Source organism: Actinocorallia libanotica (assembly GCF_039525175.1).
GTDB lineage: Bacteria > Actinomycetota > Actinomycetes > Streptosporangiales > Streptosporangiaceae > Actinocorallia > Actinocorallia libanotica.
Genome location: NZ_BAAAHH010000007.1, coordinates 143,544 through 165,016 on the forward strand (window position 1 = coordinate 143,544; position 21,473 = coordinate 165,016).

Below are 21,473 nucleotides of genomic sequence, written 5' to 3' on the forward strand. Positions count from 1 at the left end.
CGCCCCCAGAACCAGCAGGCGTTTCTTGGCGGGCGGATCTCCGATTAGTCTGGGGGGATGATCCGCCCTGCCTCACCCGAAGACGTCAAGACCATCCTGCGCTTCATCCGCGAGCTCGCCGCCTACGAGCGCGCGCTGGAGCAGGTCGAGGCGACCGAGGAAGACCTGGAGCGGGCCCTTTTCGGGCCTGCTCCTGCTGTTTTCGCCCACCTCGCCGAGAACGAGGCGGGCGAGCCCGTCGGCTTCGCCCTGTGGTTCCTCAACTTCTCGACCTGGACCGGACGGCACGGCATCTACCTGGAGGACCTCTACGTCACGCCCGAGGCCCGCGGCGGCGGGTACGGCAAGGCCCTGCTGACCGAGCTCGCCCGCATCGCCGTGGAGCGGGGCTATGCCCGCTACGAATGGTCGTGCCTGGACTGGAACGAGCCGTCCATCCGGTTCTACAAGTCCCTGGGCGCCGAGGCCATGAGCGAATGGACGGGCTACCGGCTCAGCGGCCGCGCCCTCCAGACGATCACCGAGTGAGCGTGGCATCACCCGGAGGGGTCCGGGGCAGGGTAGTTTCAAGGGAGCGAGACAACCCCGAAGAGGGAGATACGTGACTGAGGAAACCGCCGCCATGACGGCAGGTACCAAACTCACCACGCGTGACGTGGTGACCGTGAAGCTGCCTGCTGCGAGTGCCTATCTGTCGGTGCTGCGCACCGCGACGGCCGGGCTCGCGGTCAGGCTCGACTTCACCATCGACGAGATCGAGGATCTGCGGATCGCCGTCGATGAGGCGTGCGCGATGCTGCTCGCCCAGGCCGTCCCGGGAACGGACCTGGTCTGCGAGTTCGAACTGGCCGGTGACGCGATGCGCATCGCGGTGACCGTCCTGACCGTGGACGGGCGCACGCCCAGCCGCGACACCTTCGCCTGGACCGTGCTGTCCTCGCTCGCCGGCGAGGTCGACGCCACCGCAGGCCCCGACGACCGGGTGACCGTCACGCTGCAGAAGCGGCGGGGCGCGGGCGGAGCTCCGTGACGACCCCCGAGCGCACTTCCGAGGGAGAGGGCGTCCTGGCCGAGGAGGCCGTGGTGCCCGAGCCGCAGCGTGCCGCAGCAGTTCCGGACCGGTCCCGGGCCAAGGAACTGTTCCACCGGATGCAGAACCTGCCCGAGGGCGACCCCGAACGGCAGCGCATCCGTGACCAGCTGGTCGAGATGCACCTCCCGCTGGTGGAGTACCTGGCCCGCCGCTTCCGCAACCGCGGCGAGTGGCTGGACGACCTGGTCCAGGTGGCCACCATCGGGCTGATCAAGTCGATCGACCGCTTCGACCTGGAGCGCGGGGTGGAGTTCTCCACCTACGCCACACCGACCATCGTGGGCGAGATCAAGCGCCACTTCCGCGACAAGGGCTGGGCCGTGCGCGTGCCGCGCCGGCTGCAGGAGCTCAAGCTCAGCCTGACCAAGGCGATCAGCGAGCTCGCCCAGAAGGAGGGCCGCGCGCCCACCGTCGCGGAGCTGGCCGCCCATCTGCAGATGACCGAGGAGGAGGTGCTGGAGGGCCTGGAGTCCGCCAACGCCTACTCCACCGTCTCGCTGGACGCCCCGGACTCCGGGGACGAGGACGCGCCCGCCGTCGCCGACTCGCTCGGCATGATCGACGAGTCGCTCGAAGGCGTGGAGTACCGCGAGTCCCTCAAGCCGCTGCTGGAGAAGCTCCCGCCCCGCGAGAAGAAGATCCTGTTGCTGCGCTTCTTCGGCAACATGACCCAGTCCCAGATCGCCACCGAACTGGGCATCAGCCAGATGCACGTCTCCCGCCTGCTGGCCAGGACCCTGGCCCAGCTGCGCGAGGGACTGACCGCCGAGGACTGAGCGTGTCCTGGACGGAGGAGCGGGACCGGAGCTACTCCGGCCGCTCCTCCTCGTCTTCGCCCATCCCGTACAGGGCGAGGCCGGTCGGCCTGGCGAACAGCGCGACCAGCGCGCACACGGCCAGGGCCACCAGCGGGTAGCCCAGCTGCGGCTGGTCGCTCTGCACCAGCGACACCGCGACCGGCAGCAGGAACAGCTGCGTCAGCACGGCGGGCGAGCGGCTCCAGCTCTGCGCCCGGTACAGCCCGTGCGCGACCTTGAGCATCAGGGCGCCGCCGCCGACCGCGAGCACCGCCACGGCGAGCGCGGTCGTGGTGTTCAGCGGGTCTCCCACCACGGTCTCGACGGCGGTGTAGAGCCCGCCCGCGACGGCGACCAGCCCCAGGAGGGCCTCCAGCGCGGCCGCCAGGAGCAGCGTGAAAGGTGGACGGTTCGGCACGCCCGCCAGCCTACCGCCGGGCCCGCGTGAAATACCCTGACGGTCGTGCACGCCATGCTCATCGCCAATCCGACAGCCACCTCCACCACGCTGAGGGCCCGGGAGCTGCTCACCCGCGCGTTCGCCGGCGACCTGAAGGTGGAGACCGCCGAGACCCGCCACCGCGGCCACGCCACGGAGCTCGCGGCCCTCGCCGCGGCCAGAGGGTACGACTTCGTCATCGCCCTCGGCGGCGACGGCACCGTCAACGAGGCGGTCAACGGGCTGATGGCGGGTGGTGGTACCGGCGCCGACGACCGGCCGGCGCTGGCCGTCCTGCCCGGCGGCAACGCCAACGTGCTGGCCCGCGCGCTGGGGCTGCCCAACGACCCGCTGCGCTCCATCGCGGCGATCCTGGGGGCGCTGCGCGCCGGGCGCACCCGCACGATCGGCCTGGGGCACGTCGCCACCGGGGTGGAGGACCGCTACTTCACCTTCACCACGGGGCTCGGGCTGGACGCCGAGGTGGTGCGGGCCGTGGAGGAGCTGCGGGGCGGCGGCAAGGCCTCGAACGCGATGTACGTGCGGGGCGGCCTGCGGCAGTTCTTCTCCGCCACCGACCGGCGGCACCCCGCGCTGGAGGTCCGCGACGACCGGGGGCGGGTGGCGCGCGGCCTCTTCCTCGCCTTCGTCTCCAACGCCTCGCCGTGGACGTATCTGGGCCCGCGCCCGATCGTCCCGAGCCCGCGGGCGGGATTCGGCACCGGCCTCGACCTGTTCGGCCTGCGCAGCCTGGACGTCCTCCCGGTGCTGGGCGCGCTGGCGCAGATGACGGTCCCGGCGACCGGAGGGCCGCGCGGAAGGCATGTGGTGGAATTGCATGACGTGCCGGAACTCACGATCAAGACCACCCGGCCCATGGCTTTGCAGGTCGACGGGGATTACCTGGGGCTACGTGATCATTTGGTGTTCCACAGCGTGCCCAAAGCAATACGAGTGGTCATCTGAGATGAAACTCTCATTACCCTGAGCTGCGCCGACGTGCCTGCACAACCGCCTGCCCGACTAATGTGACAACCACGTTCCAGCGGTGTGACACATACGACATCCATACCTTGAGAAACGTTTCTCAAAGTACTTGCGCCGTCCAATGCCCCCCTGACACGCTCAAAGTGCGCCGTCAGACAGGGCAGAGGATCTGAGCTGCGACCGGCGTATCCCGAGGCCTTATGTGGCTCGGATCACATCCCGCATCGTGAAACGCACCGAGTTTCATTTCGAGAAGGAGTGGACGCATGGACTGGCGCCACCGCGCAGCCTGCCGTGACGTGGACCCCGAGCTGTTCTTCCCCATCGGAAACACCGGACCGGCCCTGCTGCAGATCGAAGAGGCCAAGCAGGTCTGCCGTCAGTGCGACGTGACCGACGGCTGTCTGCGCTGGGCCCTGGAGTCCGGCCAGGACGCCGGGGTGTGGGGCGGCCTGAGCGAGGACGAGCGCCGCGCCCTCAAGCGCCGTGCGGCACGCGCCCGGGCCCGTGCCAACATGAACGCCTCCGTCTAGCTTCTCCCGCAAGAACTGCTTTTCACGGAGTAGGACGTATCCGGTGCCATTCCGGTTCACCTCTCCGCACTTCTTTCCGCGGGATTTCCGCAAGGGCCTGGAAACTCCGGGACCCCATGGATCCCCCGCGAGGCCCGGGGCGAACCCGGGCCGGCGAGTGACGGTCGACGCGTCCAGGGTCCCCCGGGGCGCGTTTCGGCTTTCTAGGGGCGCTCCCGCGCCTGCGGAAGAGAGGCGAGCGGGAGGTCGAGGGTGACCTCGGTGCCGCCGCCGCGCCGCTCGCCGAACTCCAGGCTGCCGCCCAGCTCGCTCTCGGTGAGCGTCCGGACGATCTGCAGGCCGAGGCTGTCGGCGTTCTCGGGGTCGAAGTCCGGCGGCAGGCCCACGCCGTCGTCGGAGACCACCAGCCGCAGCCTGCCCTCGGTGCGCGTCGCCAGCACCTCCAGGACGCCGCCCCGCTGCGCCAAGCCGTGCTCCAGCGCGTTCTGCAGCAGCTCGGTGAGGATCATCGCGATCGGGCTGGCGATCGCCGCGGGCAGCACCCCGAAGTTGCCGCGCCGCTGCGGGTGCACCCGCGTCTCCACCGCCATCACCTCCCCCGACATGGCGATCACCCGGTCGGCGATGTCGTCGAAGTCGATCAGCTCGTCGGGGGTGTGCGAGAGGGTCTCGTGCACGATGGCTATCGAGCCGACCCGGCGCACCGCCTCCTCCAGCGCCGCCCGCCCCTCGGGGATGCGCAGCCGCCGCGCCTGCAGCCGCAGCAGCGCCGCGACCGTCTGCAGGTTGTTCTTCACCCGGTGGTGGATCTCCCGGATGGTGGCGTCCTTGCTCAGCAGCTCGCGGTCGCGCCAGCGCAGCTCGGTGACGTCGCGCATGAGCGCGATCGAGCCGACGCGCTCGTCCGAGACGATGATCGGGATCACCCGCAGCTGCACCACCGAGCCGTTGGCCTCGATCTCGACCTCGCGGTCGGCCTTCCCGCTGAGCACGCCGACCAGCGACTCGTCCACCGGCGCGCCGTCGTCGGCCAGGCGGGCGGCGGTCTCCCCCAGGTGCACGCCGACCAGGTCGGTGGCCAGGCCCAGCCGGCGGAAGGCCGACAGCGCGTTGGGGCTGGCGTAGACGACGCGGCCGGCCAGGTCCACCCGCAGCAGGCCGTCGCCGACCCGGGGCGAGCGGATGAGGTTGGGCTCGGCGTCGGGCACCGGGAACCTGCCCTCGGCGATCATCTGGGCCAGGTCGCTGGCGCTCTGCAGGTAGGTCAGCTCCAGCCGGGAGGGGGTGCGCGCGGAGCTGAGGTTGGTGCTGCGCTGGATCACCCCGATCATCTTGGTGCCGCTGTCCCGCCGCGCCAGGATGGGTATCGACTCCTCCCGCACCGGGATGCCGCCGCCCCACTCCGGGTCGCCCTCCCGCACGATGCGGCGCTCCCGCCACGCCACGTCGATGAGGCCGCGCCGGCCCGTCCGCACGATCTTGCCGACGAGGTCGTCGGGGTAGGCGGTCGGGCCGGTCGTCGGCCGCATCTGCGCCACGCACACCCACCCCTGGACCGCGCTCGGCGGCCACTGCCCGGGGCCCGCCGGGCGGCTCGGGTCGCGCTGGGGCACCCACAGCACGAGATCGGCGAAGGACAGGTCCGCCAGCAGCTGCCAGTCCGAGACCAGGGAGTGCAGCCACTCCAGGTCCCGCTGGTCGAGGTCGGTCTGGCCGCGGACGAGATCGGACAGGGTAGGCACCTGCCCATCATGGCAGCAGGGGCACCTGGGAGGATGGGGAGGTGAACCCCTTGGACAGACTGCGTGAAGCCGCCGCCCGGCGGGAGGACGCGGGACTGCGGCGGCGGCTGCGCCCCCGGACCGCCGACCACGACGGGCTGGTCGACCTCGCCTCCAACGACTACCTCGGGCTGTCGCGCGACCCGCGGCTGATCGAGGGCGCGGTGCGCGCCGTGCGCGAGTACGGCACCGGTTCCACCGGGTCGCGCCTGGTCACCGGGACCACCCGGCTGCACGCCGAGCTCGACGAGCGCCTGGCCGCCTTCTGCGGGGCCGCGGCGGGCCTGACCTTCTCCTCGGGCTACCTGGCCAACCTGGGGGCCGTGGCGGCCCTCTCGGGGCCCGGCTCGCTGGTGGTGTCCGACCAGGTCAACCACGCCTCGATCGTGGACGCCTGCCGCCTGTCGCGCGCCCGCGTGGCCATCGCCCCGCACCGCGACACCGCCGCCGTCGAGGCCGCCCTGCGCGACCGCGCCGAGGAGCACGCGCTGGTCGTCACCGACGCCGTCTTCTCGGTCGACGGCGACCTGGCGCCGCTGGCCGAGCTGCACCGGCTGGCCCGCCGCCACGGCGCACTGCTGGTCATCGACGAGGCGCACGCCCTGGGCGTCGTCGGCGAGTACGGCAGGGGCGCGGCCTGGGCGGCCGGCCTGGCCGGCGAGCCCGACGTCGTGCTCACCCTCACCCTGTCCAAGTCGCTGGCCTCCCAGGGCGGAGCGGTCCTGGGCGCCCCCGAGGTGGTCGAGGCGCTGGTCGACACCGGCCGGACCATGATCTTCGACACCGGCCTGAACCCGGCGGCGCTGGGCGCGGCGCTGGCCGCGCTGGACGTCATCGAGGCGGCGCCGGAGCTGCCGGCGCGGGCCCGCGCCCACGCCCGCGCCATCGTCAAGATCGCCGAGTCGCACGGGCTGGTGACCTCGACGCCCGACGCGGCGGTGGTTCCGGTCTTTCTGGGACAGGCGCGGGCAGCGCTGCGCGGGGCCGAAACCTGCCTGGAGAACGGGCTGAAAGTTGGCTGTTTTCGGCCACCATCGGTGCCCGAGGGCCGCGCGTGCCTGAGGATCACCGCGAGGGCGAGTCTCGACGAGTCGGAACTCACAGCCCTCGAGCAGGGACTGCGCGCGGTCGCCCGGTCGGATGACCGTAATCTGCTCGCGTAGCATCGAGCCGAACCGGCGGTGAACAAACAGGGAGACTCGTTGACAGCCGAACACGCCCTTGGTGATTTCGGGCTCGGCCCGCTCGCGAGCAGGCCGCAGAGCCCGGGCTCGCCGCTGGCGAGCGCACCGCGGGTCCCGAAGTACTACCGCCTCAAGGAACTGCTCGTCGAGCTGATCACCTCGCTGCCGCCGGGCAGCCCGCTGCCGCCCGAGCGCACCCTCGCCGAGCGCTACGGCACCTCCCGCACCACGGTACGCCAGGCGCTGGCCGAACTGGTCGTCGAGGGGCGGCTGCAGCGCATCCAGGGCAAGGGCACCTTCGTGGCCAAGCCCAAGGTCCCCCACCAGCTCCAACTGGTGGGCTACACCGAGGACATGCGCCACCACGGCCTCCGCCCGGAGACCAAGATCCTGGACGTGGTGTACCTGACCGCCGACGAACGGCTCGCCTCGCTGCTGGGCATCCGCCCCGGCGGCCGGGTCCTGCGCATCCACCGGCTGCGGCTGGCCGACGGCGACCCGATGTCGATCGACTACACGCACCTGCCCGCGCGCCGCTTCCCCGGCCTGCGCAAGGAGCTCTCGCGCAACCTGTCGCTGTACGAGACCCTCGCCGCCGCCTACGACGTGCACCTGGCCGAGGCCGAGGAGACGATCGAGACGGTGCTGGCCACCCCCTACGACGCCCAGGTCCTGGGCGTCGACGTCGGCCTGCCGCTGATGCTGATCTCGCGCCAGTCCTTCGACACCGCGGGCGAGCCCGTCGAATGGGCGCAGTCCTTCTACCGCGGCGACCGCTACAAGTTCGTCACCCGCCTGCGCCGCCCCGGCGCGTGAGGGCCGTCCGTCCGGGGTCCCCGGACGGACGGGTCCCGCCTACAGGGTCTGGCTGAGCGCCTTGATCGGCATCTGGAGCTCGGTGAGCAGGTCCAGGTCCTTGTCGGCGTCGCGGCCCAGGGTGGTGAGGTAGTTGCCGACGATCATGGCGTTGATGCCGCCGAGCAGGCCCTCGCGGGTGCCCAGGTCGCCCAGGGTCAGCTCGCGGCCGCCAGCGTAGCGCAGGATGGTGCGCGGCAGGGCCAGGCGGAAGGTCGCGATCGTCTTCAGCGCCTCGGCGCCCTCCACGACCGGGAAGCTCTCGAAGGGGGTGCCCGGACGGGGGTTGAGGAAGTTCAGCGGCACCTCGTGCGGGTCCAGCTCGGCGAGCTGGGCGGCGAACTCGGCGCGCTGCTCCAGGGTCTCGCCCATGCCGATGAGGCCGCCGCAGCAGACCTCCATGCCGGCGTCGCGGACCATCTGGAGGGTGTCCCAGCGCTCCTCCCACGTGTGGGTGGTGACCACCTTGGGGAAGTGCGACTTCGCGGTCTCCAGGTTGTGGTTGTAGCGGTGCACGCCCCACGAGGACAGCGCGTCCACCTGCTCCTGGGTGAGCATGCCCAGCGAGCAGGCGATCTGGATCTCCACCTCGGCGTTGATCGCCTCGATGCCCTTCTTCACCTGGTCCATCAGCCGCTGGTCGGGCCCGCGGACGGCGGCCACGATGCAGAACTCGGTGGCGCCGGTCTTGACGGTCTCCTTGGCGGCCTCGACCAGCGAGGGGATGTCCAGCCACGCGGCGCGCACCGGCGAGGTGAACTGGCCGGACTGCGAGCAGAAGTGGCAGTCCTCGGGGCAGCCGCCGGTCTTGACCGAGATGATGCCCTCGACCTCGACCTCCGGGCCGCAGTGGCGCATGCGCACCTCGTGGGCGAGGGCGAGCAGCTCCTCCAGCCGCTCGTCGGGGAGTGAGAGGCACTCCAGGGCCTGCGCCTGGTCGAGCCCCCGGCCCTCCTCCAGCACCTGCTGCCTGGCGATCGTCAGGATGTCAGTCACGGGGTTGTGCCTTTCTGGTGGGTCTCACGGAACGTAGCGGCGTCGAACGTCCCGCCGAATGCCGGGGAGAGCCCGGCACGGGCGGCGAGCAGGAACTCGGCGGCCGGCAGGGCGCCCGCCCCCGCGGGCAGCGCGCCGGCCAGCGGCCGGGCGGCCAGGGTCTCCAGGTCGCAAAGGTTGCAGCGCTCGGCCAGGTCGGGCTCGGCGGGCCAGGACCCGACGACCACGCCCGCCAGCTGCACGCCGCGGTGCGCCAGCGCCTCCAGGGTCAGCGCGGTGTGGTTGAGGGTGCCCAGGCCCGCCCGGGCGGTCACCACCACCGCCGCGCCCAGCCAGCGCGCCAGGTCGGCCAGGGTGTTGCCCTCCTCGTCGAAGCGCACCAGCAGCCCCCCGGCGCCCTCGACCAGCACCAGGTCGCGGCCGTGCGCCAGCTCGCCCACCAGCCCGGCCGCCGCCGGCAGCTGGACGGGCGGCAGCCCGGAGACCCGGGCCGCCGCGGCGGGCGACAGCGGGTCGGGGAAGCGGGCGCCCTCGTGCAGGTCGGTGACGCCGGCCAGGCGCCCGATCTCCTGCAGGTCGCCCGGCTCGTCCGGGCCCACTCCGGTCTGGGCGGGCTTCACCACCGCCACGGACGCCCCCCGGGCCGCCGCCAGGGCGGCCAGCGCGGCCGTCACCACGGTCTTTCCGACACCGGTATCGGTGCCGGTGACGATCAGCACACTCACGGCCCCGACCCTAGCCCCAGGCCCCCGGCGCGCTCCGCACGGGATCCCACAGAAAACAGGGGCTCCCGTTGTACGGGGGCGTGCCGGGGGGGTTCAGGCCGAGGTCAGGGTGCCGTGCTCCGCGCAGCGGGCCGTCCACCCGCGCGGAGTGACCTGCACCACCATGCGGCGGCGGCAGCGCGCGCAGAAACGGGGCGGCTCCAGCCGCAGTGCCTCCCGGCAGGCGGCGTGCAGACCCGCCTCGCCGCAGTGCTCGCAGTACGTCTCCATGGGCTCCATGGGCGCACAACCTACTGGACGGCTACTCGATCACCGCGATGAGATCGCCCTCCTGGATCACGTCGCCCTCCGCGACCGCCACCCGGGTGACGGTGCCGCCCTCCTCGGCCAGCACCGGGATCTCCATCTTCATCGACTCCAGGATGACCAGGGCGTCCCCCTCGGCCACCGCCGTCCCCGCCGGGACCAGCACCTTCCAGACGTTCGAGACCAGTTCCGCGCGGACCTCGGCCACAGCGGCCCCCTTCGTTCGGCACCCCCGGCCGGCCCGCCGCGCGGGCCGACGCCTCCGCGATCAGCGGATCCACCGAATGTAACCGGGCGGGTGCTCCGCGCGAACGGGCCGCGCCGGGGAGCGCCGTACGGGAAGGGCGGCGGCCCGGTGCCTCACCAGGACTTGATCGCGCTCGCCAGCAGGTGGATGCCGACCGACTCGTCCTCGACCCGGCAGTCGTAGGGGGTCTGCAGCTCGGTGCGCACCAGCTGGGCCAGAGCCCCGGGGTCCTGGCCGAGCAGGTGCTCGGCGGTGGAGGGCGACACCACGGTGCGCGGCCTGATCCACTCGGTCTCCAGCCCCGCCTCCGCCAGGAACTCCCGCACCTGGGCCGACCAGAAGCAGCGGGTGATCGTCCCGTCCGGCCAGGGCACCAGGACCACCTCGGCGCGCGGCACGTCCGACAGGTGCGGCCACAGGTTCTGCTCGGCCAGCACCGCCAGGCCCAGGGTCAGGGAGTCCACGCACAGCAGCACCCGGCCGCCGGGCCGCAGCACCCGGGCGATCTCCTGGACCGTCTCCTCGGTGGCCAGGCAGCGGGAGAGCACCCCGTCCTCGGCGATCACCGCGTCCATGCTGCCGTCGACCAGGAAGTCCAGGGTGGAGGGATCCGCCACGATCCGCCGCCGCCCGTCCGGGGAGGCCTCCTGCCCGTCCCCGGGTCCCGTGGCCACCTCCAGCACGTGGTGCCCGGCCGCCGCGGCCTGCCGGGCCGACCGGCTCTCCCCGCCCGAGACGTCCAGGATCACGGAACTGCGCCGGGGCAGCCAGCGCGCCAGCTGGGCCGAGGCCACGGCGTGGTAGAACCTCCAGTAGCCCGACAGCTCGTCGTGGTCGTGATCCTGGTTGAGCGCGGGGGATCTGCCCGGTAGCGGCAGCAAAAGGGGGACTCCTGTCTACGTGTACGGGTCATCCTTCCCCGTACCGGCCGTCACGTCACCCCTCGGCGCCGGAGGGAAGGATCGTCTTCCGGGAATGCGCACCTGCCTTCCGCTGTTGCCTCGAAGGTACAACGTGTGAGGGGTGGTCCATGCCGGTACTCGCAGGGGTCCGTGACGGCGGTGGTCAGGACGTGCGGCTATTGTCGTATCAGCAAGATCGTGTATCGGTTCCTTCCCAGGGGGTGGGTACAGTACCGGGCTCCACCGAGACGATGGCCCAGCGCAGCGAGCGCTTCCAGCGCGATGTGCTGCCCTTCCTCGACCAGCTCTATCCGGCCGCGCTGCGGATGACCCGCAACCCCGCGGACGCCGAAGACCTCGTCCAGGAGACCTTCGCCAAGGCCTTCGCCTCCTTCCACCAGTTCAAAGAGGGCACCAACCTCAAGGCGTGGCTCTACCGCATCCTCACCAACACGTTCATCAACAGCTACCGCAAGAAACAGCGGGAGCCGAAGAACACCGGCACCGAGAACATCGAGGACTGGCAGCTGGCCCGGGCCGAGTCCCACACCTCGACCGGACTGAAGTCGGCCGAGGCCGAGGCGCTGGACCACCTGCCCGACTCCGACATCAAGAAGGCGCTGCAGGACCTGCCCGAGGACTTCCGCATCGCCGTCTACCTCGCCGACGTCGAAGGCTTCTCCTATAAGGAGATAGCCGACATCATGAACACTCCCATCGGTACGGTGATGTCGCGGCTGCACCGGGGGCGGCGCCAGCTGCGCACCATGCTGGAGGACTACGCCGTGGAACGAGGCCTCACCCGGGAGGGTTCACAGTGAGCTGCGGGAACGAGCACGGAACGCCGTGCAGCGAGGTACTCGCCCGGGTCTACACCTACATCGACGGCGAGCTCGAGGACGTGGGCTGCGCCGAGATCCAGCAGCACCTCGACGAGTGCGGCCCCTGCCTGCGCGAGTACGGGCTGGAGGAGTCGGTGAAGAAGCTGGTCGGCAAGGCCTGCGGCTGCGACCCCGTGCCCGCCGACCTGAAGACCAAGGTGCTCGGCCGGATAGAGCAGCTGCTGGCCTCGCCCCCGCAGGCGGAGACCGAGCAGTAGGCTTGCGCGAGTGCGCATCCTCGTCACCGGCGCGGCCGGGTTCATCGGCTCGCATCTCGTCGACCGGCTCCTGTCCGACGGACACGACGTCATAGCCGTCGACAACCTCGCCTCCGGGCGCAGGGACAACCTCGGCGGCCGCGTCGAGCTCCACGACCTCGACATCGCCGACCCGGCGCTGACCGCCCTGGCGACCGCCCGCTCCCCCGAGGTCGTCTGCCACCTGGCGGCCCAGGTGAGCGTCCGCCGCAGCGTCTCCGACCCGCTGCTCGACGCCCGCACCAACGTCATGGGCACCATCAACGTGCTGGAGGCCGCCCGCGCCGCGGGCGCCCGCAAGACGGTGTTCACCTCCAGCTGCGCGGTGTACGGCGTGCCGGACTCGCTGCCCGTCGGGGCCGACGCCGAGCTGCGTCCCAAGTCCCCCTACGCCGCCTCCAAGACGACCGGCGAGATCTACCTGCGGGCCTACCGCGAGCTGCACGGCCTGGACTACACGACGCTGGCGCTGGCCAACGTCTACGGCCCCCGCCAGACCCCCGAGGGCGAGGCCGGGGTCATCTCCATCTTCACCGCCGCGCTGCTGGAGGGCCGCCCCACCATCGTGTACGGGGACGGCGGCAACACCCGCGACTACGTGTACGTCGCCGACGTGGTCGACGCCTACGCCAGGGCGCTGGAGACCGGCTCGGGCGAGCGCTTCAACATCGGCACCGGGGTGCAGACCACCGACCGGCGGCTGCACGCCCTCGTCGCCGCGGCCGCGGGCGCCCCGGACGAGCCGGGCACCGCGCCCTTCCGCCTGGGCGACCTGCCCGCGATGGCGCTCGACCCCGCGCCCGCGCTGGACGGGCTCGGCTGGAAGCCGCGCACCTCGCTGGAGGAGGGGCTGGCCGCCACCGTGGCGTGGGCGCGAGGCCGGTAGATCGTCCAACATTACGTGACGTTCTGTTCACGCTTTGCTCTCGATTTTCCGTGTTGCTGTGGGAGCAACGTCACGTTGGTTAGTCTTGGGCTGAACCGGCCAGTGGCGGGGAGCAAGGTACCAGATCCGGGGAAATCCCCCGGATTTCTTCGGGGGGAGAACCACCATGCTCAGGTACGTGTCGTTCGTCGTGCTCCAAGCGGCGGCGGTCGCCGCGGTGCTGCTGACCGAGCCCATGGGCGTCTCCTGGGTCTAGAGAGCCAGTACCGAAAGGCGGCGGCATGCGCGAACGTCACGGCCTTCCCGCCGCCGCCTGGAGCTATGTCGCCGCGGTGGTCGGCGGCGCGGTCCTCGTGCTCGCCACCGCCTCCTACGCGGACGTGCGGCCGCGGACGTTCATCGTCCTGGCCGCACTGTTCCTCATCTGCGACTCCGCGCCCGCCCTGCTCAACCTGGAGCGGGCGCGGGTCTCTCTCAGCTTCTCAGCCTGCCTGGCCTCGGTGGTCCTGCTCGGCCCCGAGGGCGCCGCGCTCGTCGGCGCCTGCGCCCTCGCCGCGTTCCAGCGCATCGCCCTGGTCAAGCGGATCTACAACGCGGCGCAGTTCGCCCTGTGCGGATACATCGCGGGCACCGTCCACGAGCTGCTCCGGCCGGTCGGCCCGCACGTTCCCTGGCAGCTCGCCGCCGACCTGAAGCTGCTGCCGTTCCTCGGCGCGCTCTTCGCCTACGTCGCCTGCAACCTGGTGATGGTCGGCGGCATCCTGCTGCTCAGCCGCCAGGCCACCGCGCGCGCGCTCGTCGGCGAGATCCGGCTGCTCGCGCCGGGCCTGCTGGGCTACGGCTCGTTCGGGCTGCTCATCGCCGAGGTCTACCTCGCCGTCGACCTGTTCGCCCCCGTGCTGGTGCTGCTGCCGCTGTTCACCGCGCGCTGGGCCTTCGCCCAGACCCGCGCCCAGCAGCGCGCCCACGAGGCCACGCTCGCCGCGCTGTGCCAGGCGGTGGAGACCAAGGACTACTACACCCGCGGACACAGCGAACGGGTGTCCCGCGGCGCGGTGATGATCGCCGAGGAGATCGGCATGAGCCCGGCGCGGCTGGAGGCCATCCGGTTCGCCGGGATGCTGCACGACGTCGGCAAGCTCGGCGTCCCCACCAAGGTGCTGCAGAAGGACGGGCCGCTGTCGGAGACGGAGTTCGCCGCCATCCAGCTCCACCCGATGCGCGGCCTGGAGATCCTCAAGGACATCGGCTTCCTGGACGAGGCGCTCACCGGGATCATGCACCACCACGAGAAGCTCAACGGGCGCGGCTACCCCATGGGTCTGGCCGGCGACGAGATCCCGGAGTTCGCCCGCATCATCGGCGTCGCCGACGCGTTCGACGCGATGACCTCCACCCGCTCCTACCGGCCGGCGCGCTCGGTCGCCGAGGGCGTCGCCGAGCTGCGCCGGTGCAGCGGCACCGACTTCGACCCGCAGATGGTCGAGGCCTTCCTGCGCGCGCTGGAGAAGACCGAGTGGAACCCGCCGCGGCAGGTCGTGGTGCCCGAGGGCGAGCACGTCCAGACCACCCGGCAGGACCACGACGACCCGAGCGCGCCGCTCAAGGTGATGGGTGAGGGAGCATGGTGACGGGCGGCCGCCTGGAGGTGGCGCGCGAGAGACCGGCATGGCAGCACTTCGACTCCGCCCAGCTGGTGCTGCTGGGCGCGGCCGTGGCGCTGACCGTCGCCGCCGCCGCCTCGCTGGCCGCGACGGGCACCGTGGTCGAGCCCAAGCCCGCCATCATCTTCGGCGCGCTCATCGCGCTGGGCGAGCTGTTCCGGATGAACATGCCGGGCGGCCGCGAGGTCGCGCCGATCAGCACGGCCGGGGCGCTGGGCTACGGCATGCTGATGAGCGTCGGCGGCGAGCCCGTCACCTACTCGGCGCTGCAGGTGGTGGCGGTGACCGCGGCCGGGATGCTCGCCGGCACCCTGCCGCACATCGCGGTCGGCCGCTCGCCGCAGCTCGACGCGATGGCGCGCCGGCTGGTCGTCGCCGCGGTGGTGGCGTTCCTGTTCCGCCCGCTGACGGGGCTGCTGTTCGCCGAACGGCTGACGCTCGGCGACTGGTGGACGGCGCTGGGCCTGATGGCGCTCATCGCGTGCACGGCGGGCTGCTCCGACATGGTGGTCGCCGCGGCGATCCGCGCCGAGGCCGTCCGCGTCCGGTTCGGCATCGCCTTCCTCGACGAGTTCCGCGCGGGCGTGCTGCTGTGCGCGGCCAAGACCGCGACGGGCATGCTCATCGCGGTCGCCACGTCCGTGATGGGGCTGGCGGCGCTGCTGCTGTTCACCGCGCCGATCCTCACCACCCAGTTCGCCTTCCGCCGCTACGCGGCCGTGCGCACCACCTACCTGCAGACCGTCCGCGCGCTCTCCCGCGTGACCGAGGTCGGCGGGTACGTCGAGACGGGGCACTCGCGCCGGGTCAGCAGGCTCGCCGTGGCGATGAGCCGCGAGCTGGGCATGACCGAGGCCCAGTCGCTGGAGCTGGAGTACGCGGCGCTCATGCACGACATCGGCCAGCTCTCGCTGCCCGACCCCATCCCCGGCGGGGCCACCGTCCTGGCCTCCCCCGCCGAGCAGCGCCGCATCGCCGAGCTCGGCGCGAACGTCATCGAGCAGACCGGCGTCCTGGACCGGGTCGCCCACATCGTGCGCTGCCAGTCCGCCCCCTACTCCGCCGTGCCCGCGCCCCCGCTGGCCAGCCGCATCATCCGCGTCGCCAACGCCTACGACGACCTGGTGGGCGACTCCACCGACCGCGACCGCGCCGCGGCCGTCCTGGACCGCCTCCGCCTGGACTCGGCCTCGGAGTACGACCCGACCGTCGTGGAGTCCCTGGGCACCGTCCTGGACCGCCGCAACCACCGCTGGTGATCCCGGCCCCACCGCGGGAATCCCGTGCCCCGCACCTCTCCGGTGTGTGACGATATATCACTTTGGGTAACCTTCTGGTCATCAGCTCGACGGACGATCGGCCCGCACCGCCGTGGCCGTGCACCCAGGGAGCGAACATGCACCAGCCCTACGGCACCGCCCGCACCTTCACCCGCAGGTTCCTCCTGGGCTGCCTGGCCCTCTCCGCCGTCCTCCTCCTGCTCGTCCTGGGCGGCTGGCTGCGCTCCTTCACCCTCACCTCGTCCCCGCCGGGCCCGCCCGACCCCGTCGTCGCCCCGCCCCCCGCCACGGTCACCGTGACCGCCACCCCGCCCGCCGCCGCGCCCGCCGAGAAGCCCGCCCGCCGCGGCCGCGCGTCCGCGACCTTCTCCCTCCCCCCGGGCACCGACGGCGCCGCCCAGGCCGCCTGCAGCGCCCGCACCCAGGCCGCCGTCCTCCGCGAGGACGGCCGCCGCGCCGAGGCCGCCGCCCAGAACGAGGTGGCCGAAGAGGCGGCCCGCGCCTCCACCGTCCCGGCCCTGAAGGACATGAAGAAGCTCCGCCCCAAGGAGATCGCGTCCCGCCTGGACACCTGGTGCCCCCGCCACTTCCCCGACCTGAAGCCCGTCTCCCCGTCCGCGTCCCCCCGCCCCACCACCTCCGGTGAGCGCGCGAGGCCGGGTCAGGACACCGGGATCAGAACAGGGCCTCCCCGTTCTCCCCGTTCTCCTCGGGCGCCAGGGGCCGAATGAGGGACGGGCCGTTGTTGCGGACGTTGCCCACCGCCTTGGCCACGGGAAAGGCCTCCAGCTCGCCGGACATGGCGGGGACCAGGAGGGAACCGGGGTCCCGGGTCGCGGGGTCCAGCCAGGCGTCCTCGTCGGTGACGGTCATGGGCATGCGGTCGTGGATGTGGCCGACGGCGTCGACGGCCTGGGTGGTCAGGAGGGTGAACGTCCAGACCCACGCGTCCTCGGGTGACTTCCACAGCTCGTAGAGGCCCGCCAGGGGCAGGATCGAGCGGTCCTTCGGAGCGATGAAGAAGGGCTGCTTCTTCTTGGTCTCCTCGTTGGTGTACCACTCGTAGTAGCCGTCGGCGGGCAGGAGGCAGCGGCGCTTGGCGAAGGCGCGGCGGAAGGAGGGCTTCTCGGCGACGGTCTCGACGCGGGCGTTGATCATGCGGTTGCCGATGGAGACGTCCTTGGCCCAGGACGGGACGAGGCCCCAGCGGAGCATCTTCAGGCGGCGGACGGGGACGGTCTCCTCGGCCGCGGGCTCGGCCCTCTCCAGCACCGCCGGGAGGGTCTTGGTGGGGGCGGCGTTGTAGTCCGCTCTCAGCAGGTCCTCGCCGTCCTCGCCCCAGGTCTCGTCGACCTCGACGTCGAAGGCGTCGAGGAGCTCCTGGCGGGAACGGGCCGTCGCGTAGCGTCCGCACATGCCTTCAGGCTATGCGGCGGTGGCGACATTTTCCGGTGAGGCGGGCGGGACCAGGGTGAGGACCTCGTCGACGAGGCCGAGGACGGGGTCGGCGCCGGGGACGCCGGGGCGGTGGGTGATCAGGAGGACGGTGCGGTCTCCGGCGGCCCGGAGGAGGTCGCGCAGGACGCGGTCGGCGGTGTCGGAGTCCAGGTGGGCGTCGGGCTCGTCGAGGACCAGGATCGGGAAGTCGGCGAGGAGGGCGCGGGCCAGGGCTATGCGCTGGCGTTCGCCGCCGGAGACGGCGGCGCCGTGCTCGCCCACGCGGCGGGTGAGGGGGAGGTCGGTGAGGCCGGCGCGGCGCAGGACCTCGGCGACCTCCTCGTCGGTGGCGCCGGGGCGGGCCAGGCGGACGTTCTCGGCGACGGTGGTGTCGAAGACATGGGCGTCCTGGGCGCACAGGCCGACCAGCTCGTGGACGTGGTCGGCGGGCAGGTCGCGCAGCTCGACGCCGCCCAGGGTGATGCTCCCCCGGTATTCGACGAAGCGCAGGAGCGCGGCGGCCAGGGTGGACTTGCCCGTGCCGCTGGCGCCGAAGAGGGCGATCTTGCGGCCGGGCGGGAGGTCGAGGTCGAAGCCGGTCAGGGCGTCCTCGGCGGCGTCGGGCCAGCGCACGGACAGGTCGCGGATGGTCACCGCGGTGCCCTCGCGGTCGGCGTCGCGGGGGGTCTCGGGCTCCCGGACGGGCGGTTCGGCCCGGAGCACCCGGTCGAGCAGCGCGTCGTCGGCGCGGGAGCGCAGCAGCTGCTGGGCGCCCGCCGAGAGGGTGGTGACGGCCTCGAAGGCGGCGAGCGGGGTGAGGACGAGGACGGCCACCAGCAGGGTGTCGAGCTCTCCGGCGCGGGCGGCGGGGGCGGCCAGGGCCAGGGAGCCGAAGACGGAGGCGCAGCAGGCCAGGGTGGTCAGGGCCGTGGCGAGGCCGAGGGACCAGGCGGAGCGGCCCGCGGCGCGGTTCAGCTCGTCGTCGGCTCCTCTGATCCGGGCGAGCCGCTCGGGGGCGGCGCCGTAGGCGAGGAGTTCGGGCAGGCCGCGCAGGGTCCGGGTGGTCAGGGCCGACATCTCGTCGCGGGCGAGGGCCTCGCGGACGGCGGCCCGCCGTGCCGCGCGCGCCGCCAGCCAGGGCGCCGCGACGCCGCCGACGAGGAGTCCGGCGAGCAGGACCAGGCCCGCGGGGGGCAGCAGCCAGGTCTGCAGGGCGACGGCGGCCAGGCCGGCCAGGGCCGCGCTCGCCATCGGCAGCCGGGCGCGCAGCCAGCGGTCGGCGGTGCCGTCGACGCCGGAGACGATCAGGCCGAGGGTCTGGGACGCGCCGAGCCGTCCGGGCGCCAGGTCGACGAGCTTGTCGAAGACGCGCGCCCGGGTGCGGGAGAGCAGCCGCAGCGCGGCGTCGTGGGAGGCGAGCCGTTCGGCGTAGCGCAGGACCGCGCGGCCCATCCCGAACGCCCGCACCGAGACGATCGCCACCATGAGGTACAGCACGGGCGGCTGCTGGGCGGCGCGGGAGATCAGCCAGCCCGAGGAGGCCATCAGGCCGATCCCGCAGACCAGGGTGGCCGCGCCCAGGAGGGCGCCGAGGGCCAGGCGGGCTCCGGTCCCCCTCATCCGGGGGCTCCCGCGGCGGCGAGCCTGCGGCCGTACGCCACGACGGTGTAGGCGTGCGCGGCCAGGGCGCGGCGGTGGGTGATCAGCAGGGTGGTGCGGTCGCGGGTCATGGGTGCGAGGGCCTCGGTGATCTGCAGTTCGGTGGCCGGGTCCAGGTGGGCGGTGGGCTCGTCGAGCAGGACCAGGCGTATGTCCAGGAGCGCGCAGCGCAGGTGCACGCGGGCGAGGGCGATGCGCTGGACCTGCCCGGCGGACAGCCCGTGGCCCTCCTCGCCCAGGGGGGCGTCCAGGGTGGTGTAGCCGAGGACGCCGGTGGCCTCGGCGGCGGCGCGCACCGCCTCCGGGGCGGCTCCGGGAACGGCGATCGCGATGTTCTCGGCGACGGTCCCGGGCATGAGGTAGGGGTTCTGCGGCATCCAGGCGATCTGTTCGCGCCAGGCCGCCCAGTCCGTTTCGGGGACGAGTTCCGCGCCGTCCACGGTGATCCGTCCCGAGGCGGGCCGGGCGAAGCCCATCAGGGCCGCGACCACGCTGGACTTCCCGGCTCCGGAGGGGCCGACCAGCGCGGTGGTGCGGCCGGGTTCCAGGGTGAGGGCCAGCGGGGCGAGCCCGTCCCGGACGGTCAGCGCGTCGAACTCCACCCGGGGCGCCCCGCCGCCGCGGGGCGCCGGGGCGGTGGGCGCGGGGCGCTCCGATGCGAGCGACGCGAAGATCTCCTCGGCCGCGGCCAGCCCCTCCTGGGCCGCGTGGAAGTGGGTGCCGACCTGGCGCAGCGGCAGGTAGGCCTCGGGCGCGAGGATCAGGATGAACAGGGCGGCCTCGAAGGCCATCCCGCCGTGGACCAGGCGCAGCCCGACCGAGACCGCCACGACGGCCACCGACAGGGTCGCGGCGAGTTCCAGGGCGAGGGAGGACATGAAGGCCACCCGCAGGGACCGCAGGGTCACCTTGCGGTGCTCGCCCGAGACCCGTTCGATCTCCTTGGCCTGGAATCCGGCGCGCCGGAAGACCTTCAGCGTCGCCAGCCCGGAGACGACGTCGGCGAAGTGCCCCGCGAGCACCTCCAGCGTGCGCCACTGGCGTCGGGTCTGCGCCTCGGTGTACAGGCCGATCAGCGCCCCGAAGACCGGGATCAGCGGCAGCGTCACGGCGACGATCGCCGCCGATCCCGGGTCGGTGCGGAAAAGGACGACCAGCACCGAGACCGGCACGATCACGGCCAGGACGAGCTGGGGGAGGTAGCGCGAGAAGTAGGGGTCCAGCGCGTCCACCCCGCGGGTCACCAGGGCGGCGAGGGAGCCCGTCCGGGGCGGGGTCTCGCCGCTGATCGCCGACCTCAGGACGGTCTCCCGCAGTTCGGCCTTCACACCGGCCGAGGCGCGGTGGGCGGCGATCTCCTGGGCCCAGGCGAGCAGTGCGCGCAGCGCGAAGACGCCCAGGAGCGCCGGCGGGACGCTCAGCGTGGCGATCGCGTGGGCCAGCAGCCAGGACTGGGCGATCACGCAGGCCGCGCCGAGGGCGCCGATCAGGACGCAGACGGCCAGGTAGGGCACCGTGGAGCGGGCGTGCCGGGCCAGTCGCGGGTCGAACGGCTTCACGGCGCCGCCGGGATGTGCTCGACGCCGATGCGCTTGCGGAAGACCCAGTAGGTCCAGCTCTGGTAGAGCAGGATCAGCGGCAGGAAGATCACCGCGACCCAGGTCATGATGCCCAGGGTCTTGGGCGTGGCCGCCGCGTTCTGCACGGTCAGGCTGTTCTCCGGCGCGATCGTGGACGGCATGACGTCCGGGTGCAGGCCGAGGAAGAGCGTCGCGACGGCCGCGATGATCGTCAGCCCGGAGAGGGCGAACGCCCAGCCCTCGCGGCCCTTCGCCGACAGGGCGATCGCCCCGACGAGGAAGAGCGCGGCCAGGACGGAGGTGGCGAGCGTCCCGTTCGTGCCCCGCTCGGCGTAGGTCCAGGCGAGGAAGGCCACCGCGATGGCGGCGGCGACCGCGCCGAGCCGGAGTGCCAGCCCGTTGGCGCGCTCCCGGATCTCGCCGGTGGTCTTCAGCGCCAGGAACACCGCGCCGTGGAAGGTGAACAGCGACAGCGTCACCAGCCCGGCGAGCAGCGCGTACGGGTTGAGCAGGTCGAGGACGGTGCCCACGTAGTGGTGGTCCTCGTTCAGCTTCACGCCCTGGACGATGTTGCCGAACGCCACGCCCCACAGGAACGCGGGGATGAGCGATCCCCAGAAGATGCAGTGGTCCCAGTTGCGCCGCCAGCGGTCGGTCTCGCCCTTGCCGCGGTAGTCGAACGCCACGGCCCGCAGGATCAGCGCGACGAGGATGACCAGCAGCGGCAGGTAGAAGCCGCTGAACAGGGTGGCGTACCACTCGGGGAACGCCGCGAAGGTGGCGCCGCCCGCGGTGAGCAGCCACACCTCGTTGCCGTCCCAGACGGGCCCGATCGTGTTGATCGTCACCCGCCGCTCGGTCTCGTCGCGGGCCAGGAAGCGGGAGAGGATCCCGACGCCGAAGTCGAAGCCCTCCAGGAAGAAGTAGCCGATCCACAGGACCGCGATGGCGACGAACCAGAGGTCGTAGAGATGCATCGGTGTC

At 72.4% G+C, this 21,473-nt stretch carries 24 protein-coding genes; 13 read left to right on the forward strand and 11 right to left on the reverse strand.

All coding sequences use genetic code 11. From position 1 onward, the window contains the following. Positions 1-57: 57 nt before the first annotated feature. From ABD140_RS11690 to ABD140_RS11700, 3 genes are all read left to right on the forward strand, one after another. Complete coding sequence (locus tag ABD140_RS11690; RefSeq protein WP_344239803.1) at positions 58-528, forward strand: GNAT family N-acetyltransferase; 471 nt, start codon at positions 58-60, stop codon at positions 526-528. A 73-nt stretch (positions 529-601) separates the two neighbouring features. Beyond that, positions 602-1,030, forward strand: a complete 429-nt coding sequence (locus ABD140_RS11695) for an ATP-binding protein (protein ID WP_425544107.1) — start codon at positions 602-604, stop codon at positions 1,028-1,030. A gap of 119 nt (positions 1,031-1,149) precedes the next feature. Next, positions 1,150-1,869, forward strand: a complete 720-nt coding sequence (locus tag ABD140_RS11700) for an RNA polymerase sigma factor SigF (protein ID WP_232835721.1) — start codon at positions 1,150-1,152, stop codon at positions 1,867-1,869. 31 nt (positions 1,870-1,900) lie between these two features. Here the strand turns inward: ABD140_RS11700 and ABD140_RS11705 are convergent, their stop codons facing one another. After that, complete coding sequence (locus ABD140_RS11705; RefSeq protein ID WP_344239807.1) at positions 1,901-2,308, reverse strand: hypothetical protein; 408 nt, start codon at positions 2,306-2,308, stop codon at positions 1,901-1,903. A 54-nt stretch (positions 2,309-2,362) separates the two neighbouring features. On the opposite strand from ABD140_RS11705, the gene ABD140_RS11710 reads away from it, so the two are divergent. Both ABD140_RS11710 and ABD140_RS11715 read left to right on the forward strand, forming a co-directional pair. After that, positions 2,363-3,295: a diacylglycerol/lipid kinase family protein gene (locus ABD140_RS11710; protein WP_344239972.1), complete on the forward strand. Its 933-nt coding sequence runs from the start codon at positions 2,363-2,365 to the stop codon at positions 3,293-3,295. Between the two features lie 287 nt (positions 3,296-3,582). Then, positions 3,583-3,849 (forward strand): WhiB family transcriptional regulator, encoded by a 267-nt coding sequence (locus ABD140_RS11715; protein WP_344239808.1) that lies wholly within the window; start codon positions 3,583-3,585, stop codon positions 3,847-3,849. A gap of 203 nt (positions 3,850-4,052) precedes the next feature. Here ABD140_RS11715 and ABD140_RS11720 read toward each other — a convergent pair whose 3' ends face one another. Then, positions 4,053-5,591, reverse strand: a complete 1,539-nt coding sequence (locus ABD140_RS11720) for a sensor histidine kinase (RefSeq protein WP_344239809.1) — start codon at positions 5,589-5,591, stop codon at positions 4,053-4,055. Positions 5,592-5,632: 41 nt separating this feature from the next. Between ABD140_RS11720 and ABD140_RS11725 the strand changes: the two genes are divergently transcribed. Both ABD140_RS11725 and ABD140_RS11730 read left to right on the forward strand, forming a co-directional pair. Continuing rightward, entirely contained in the window at positions 5,633-6,793 is a 1,161-nt protein-coding gene (locus ABD140_RS11725; protein WP_344239810.1) for an 8-amino-7-oxononanoate synthase, read from the forward strand. 114 nt (positions 6,794-6,907) lie between these two features. Next, a complete protein-coding gene (locus ABD140_RS11730; protein WP_344239974.1) occupies positions 6,908-7,630 on the forward strand; it encodes a GntR family transcriptional regulator in 723 nt (240 codons plus the stop codon). Between the two features lie 39 nt (positions 7,631-7,669). Here ABD140_RS11730 and bioB read toward each other — a convergent pair whose 3' ends face one another. From bioB to ABD140_RS11755, 5 genes are all read right to left on the reverse strand, one after another. Further along, positions 7,670-8,665, reverse strand: coding sequence for a biotin synthase BioB (bioB, locus tag ABD140_RS11735; RefSeq protein ID WP_344239812.1), 996 nt, complete (start codon positions 8,663-8,665; stop codon positions 7,670-7,672). Then, positions 8,662-9,390, reverse strand: coding sequence for a dethiobiotin synthase (gene bioD / locus ABD140_RS11740; RefSeq protein ID WP_344239814.1), 729 nt, complete (start codon positions 9,388-9,390; stop codon positions 8,662-8,664). Before bioD ends, bioB begins: the two co-directional genes overlap by 4 nt. A 93-nt stretch (positions 9,391-9,483) precedes the next feature. Then, positions 9,484-9,669 (reverse strand): biotin synthase auxiliary protein BsaP, encoded by a 186-nt coding sequence (gene bsaP, locus ABD140_RS11745; protein WP_344239816.1) that lies wholly within the window; start codon positions 9,667-9,669, stop codon positions 9,484-9,486. A 22-nt stretch (positions 9,670-9,691) separates the two neighbouring features. After that, positions 9,692-9,904: a biotin/lipoyl-binding carrier protein gene (locus ABD140_RS11750; protein ID WP_344239818.1), complete on the reverse strand. Its 213-nt coding sequence runs from the start codon at positions 9,902-9,904 to the stop codon at positions 9,692-9,694. Between the two features lie 152 nt (positions 9,905-10,056). Further along, positions 10,057-10,824, reverse strand: a complete 768-nt coding sequence (locus ABD140_RS11755) for a class I SAM-dependent methyltransferase (protein WP_344239820.1) — start codon at positions 10,822-10,824, stop codon at positions 10,057-10,059. Positions 10,825-11,096: 272 nt separating this feature from the next. Here ABD140_RS11755 and ABD140_RS11760 point away from each other — a divergent pair, with 272 nt between their 5' ends. From ABD140_RS11760 to ABD140_RS11785, 6 genes are all read left to right on the forward strand, one after another. Next, entirely contained in the window at positions 11,097-11,666 is a 570-nt protein-coding gene (locus tag ABD140_RS11760; protein WP_344239976.1) for a sigma-70 family RNA polymerase sigma factor, read from the forward strand. Continuing rightward, positions 11,663-11,944 carry a mycothiol system anti-sigma-R factor gene (rsrA, locus tag ABD140_RS11765; RefSeq protein ID WP_344239822.1) on the forward strand — a complete coding sequence of 94 codons (282 nt, stop codon included), beginning with the start codon at positions 11,663-11,665 and terminating at the stop codon, positions 11,942-11,944. The genes ABD140_RS11760 and rsrA overlap by 4 nt, the downstream gene beginning before the upstream one ends. A gap of 10 nt (positions 11,945-11,954) precedes the next feature. Then, positions 11,955-12,869 (forward strand): NAD-dependent epimerase/dehydratase family protein, encoded by a 915-nt coding sequence (locus ABD140_RS11770; protein WP_344239823.1) that lies wholly within the window; start codon positions 11,955-11,957, stop codon positions 12,867-12,869. Between the two features lie 281 nt (positions 12,870-13,150). Beyond that, positions 13,151-14,500, forward strand: a complete 1,350-nt coding sequence (locus ABD140_RS11775; protein ID WP_344239824.1) for an HD-GYP domain-containing protein — start codon at positions 13,151-13,153, stop codon at positions 14,498-14,500. Next, a complete protein-coding gene (locus ABD140_RS11780; RefSeq protein ID WP_344239826.1) occupies positions 14,494-15,792 on the forward strand; it encodes an HD-GYP domain-containing protein in 1,299 nt (432 codons plus the stop codon). The genes ABD140_RS11775 and ABD140_RS11780 overlap by 7 nt, the downstream gene beginning before the upstream one ends. 137 nt (positions 15,793-15,929) lie before the next feature. Then, complete coding sequence (locus tag ABD140_RS11785) at positions 15,930-16,544, forward strand: hypothetical protein (protein ID WP_344239828.1); 615 nt, start codon at positions 15,930-15,932, stop codon at positions 16,542-16,544. Here the strand turns inward: ABD140_RS11785 and ABD140_RS11790 are convergent. From ABD140_RS11790 to cydB, 4 genes are read right to left on the reverse strand one after another with little or no spacing between them, the layout of a single operon-like run. Next, on the reverse strand, positions 16,489-17,229 hold the full coding sequence (locus tag ABD140_RS11790; RefSeq protein WP_344239830.1) for an SOS response-associated peptidase: 741 nt from the start codon (positions 17,227-17,229) through the stop codon (positions 16,489-16,491). The two genes, ABD140_RS11785 and ABD140_RS11790, sit on opposite strands and share 56 nt — an antisense overlap. A gap of 9 nt (positions 17,230-17,238) precedes the next feature. Beyond that, positions 17,239-18,870, reverse strand: coding sequence for a thiol reductant ABC exporter subunit CydC (gene cydC, locus ABD140_RS11795; protein ID WP_344239832.1), 1,632 nt, complete (start codon positions 18,868-18,870; stop codon positions 17,239-17,241). Beyond that, positions 18,867-20,468, reverse strand: coding sequence for a thiol reductant ABC exporter subunit CydD (gene cydD / locus ABD140_RS11800; protein WP_344239834.1), 1,602 nt, complete (start codon positions 20,466-20,468; stop codon positions 18,867-18,869). The genes cydC and cydD overlap by 4 nt, the downstream gene beginning before the upstream one ends. Then, positions 20,465-21,466 carry a cytochrome d ubiquinol oxidase subunit II gene (gene cydB / locus ABD140_RS11805; RefSeq protein WP_344239836.1) on the reverse strand — a complete coding sequence of 334 codons (1,002 nt, stop codon included), beginning with the start codon at positions 21,464-21,466 and terminating at the stop codon, positions 20,465-20,467. The genes cydD and cydB overlap by 4 nt, the downstream gene beginning before the upstream one ends. Positions 21,467-21,473 lie beyond the last annotated feature (7 nt).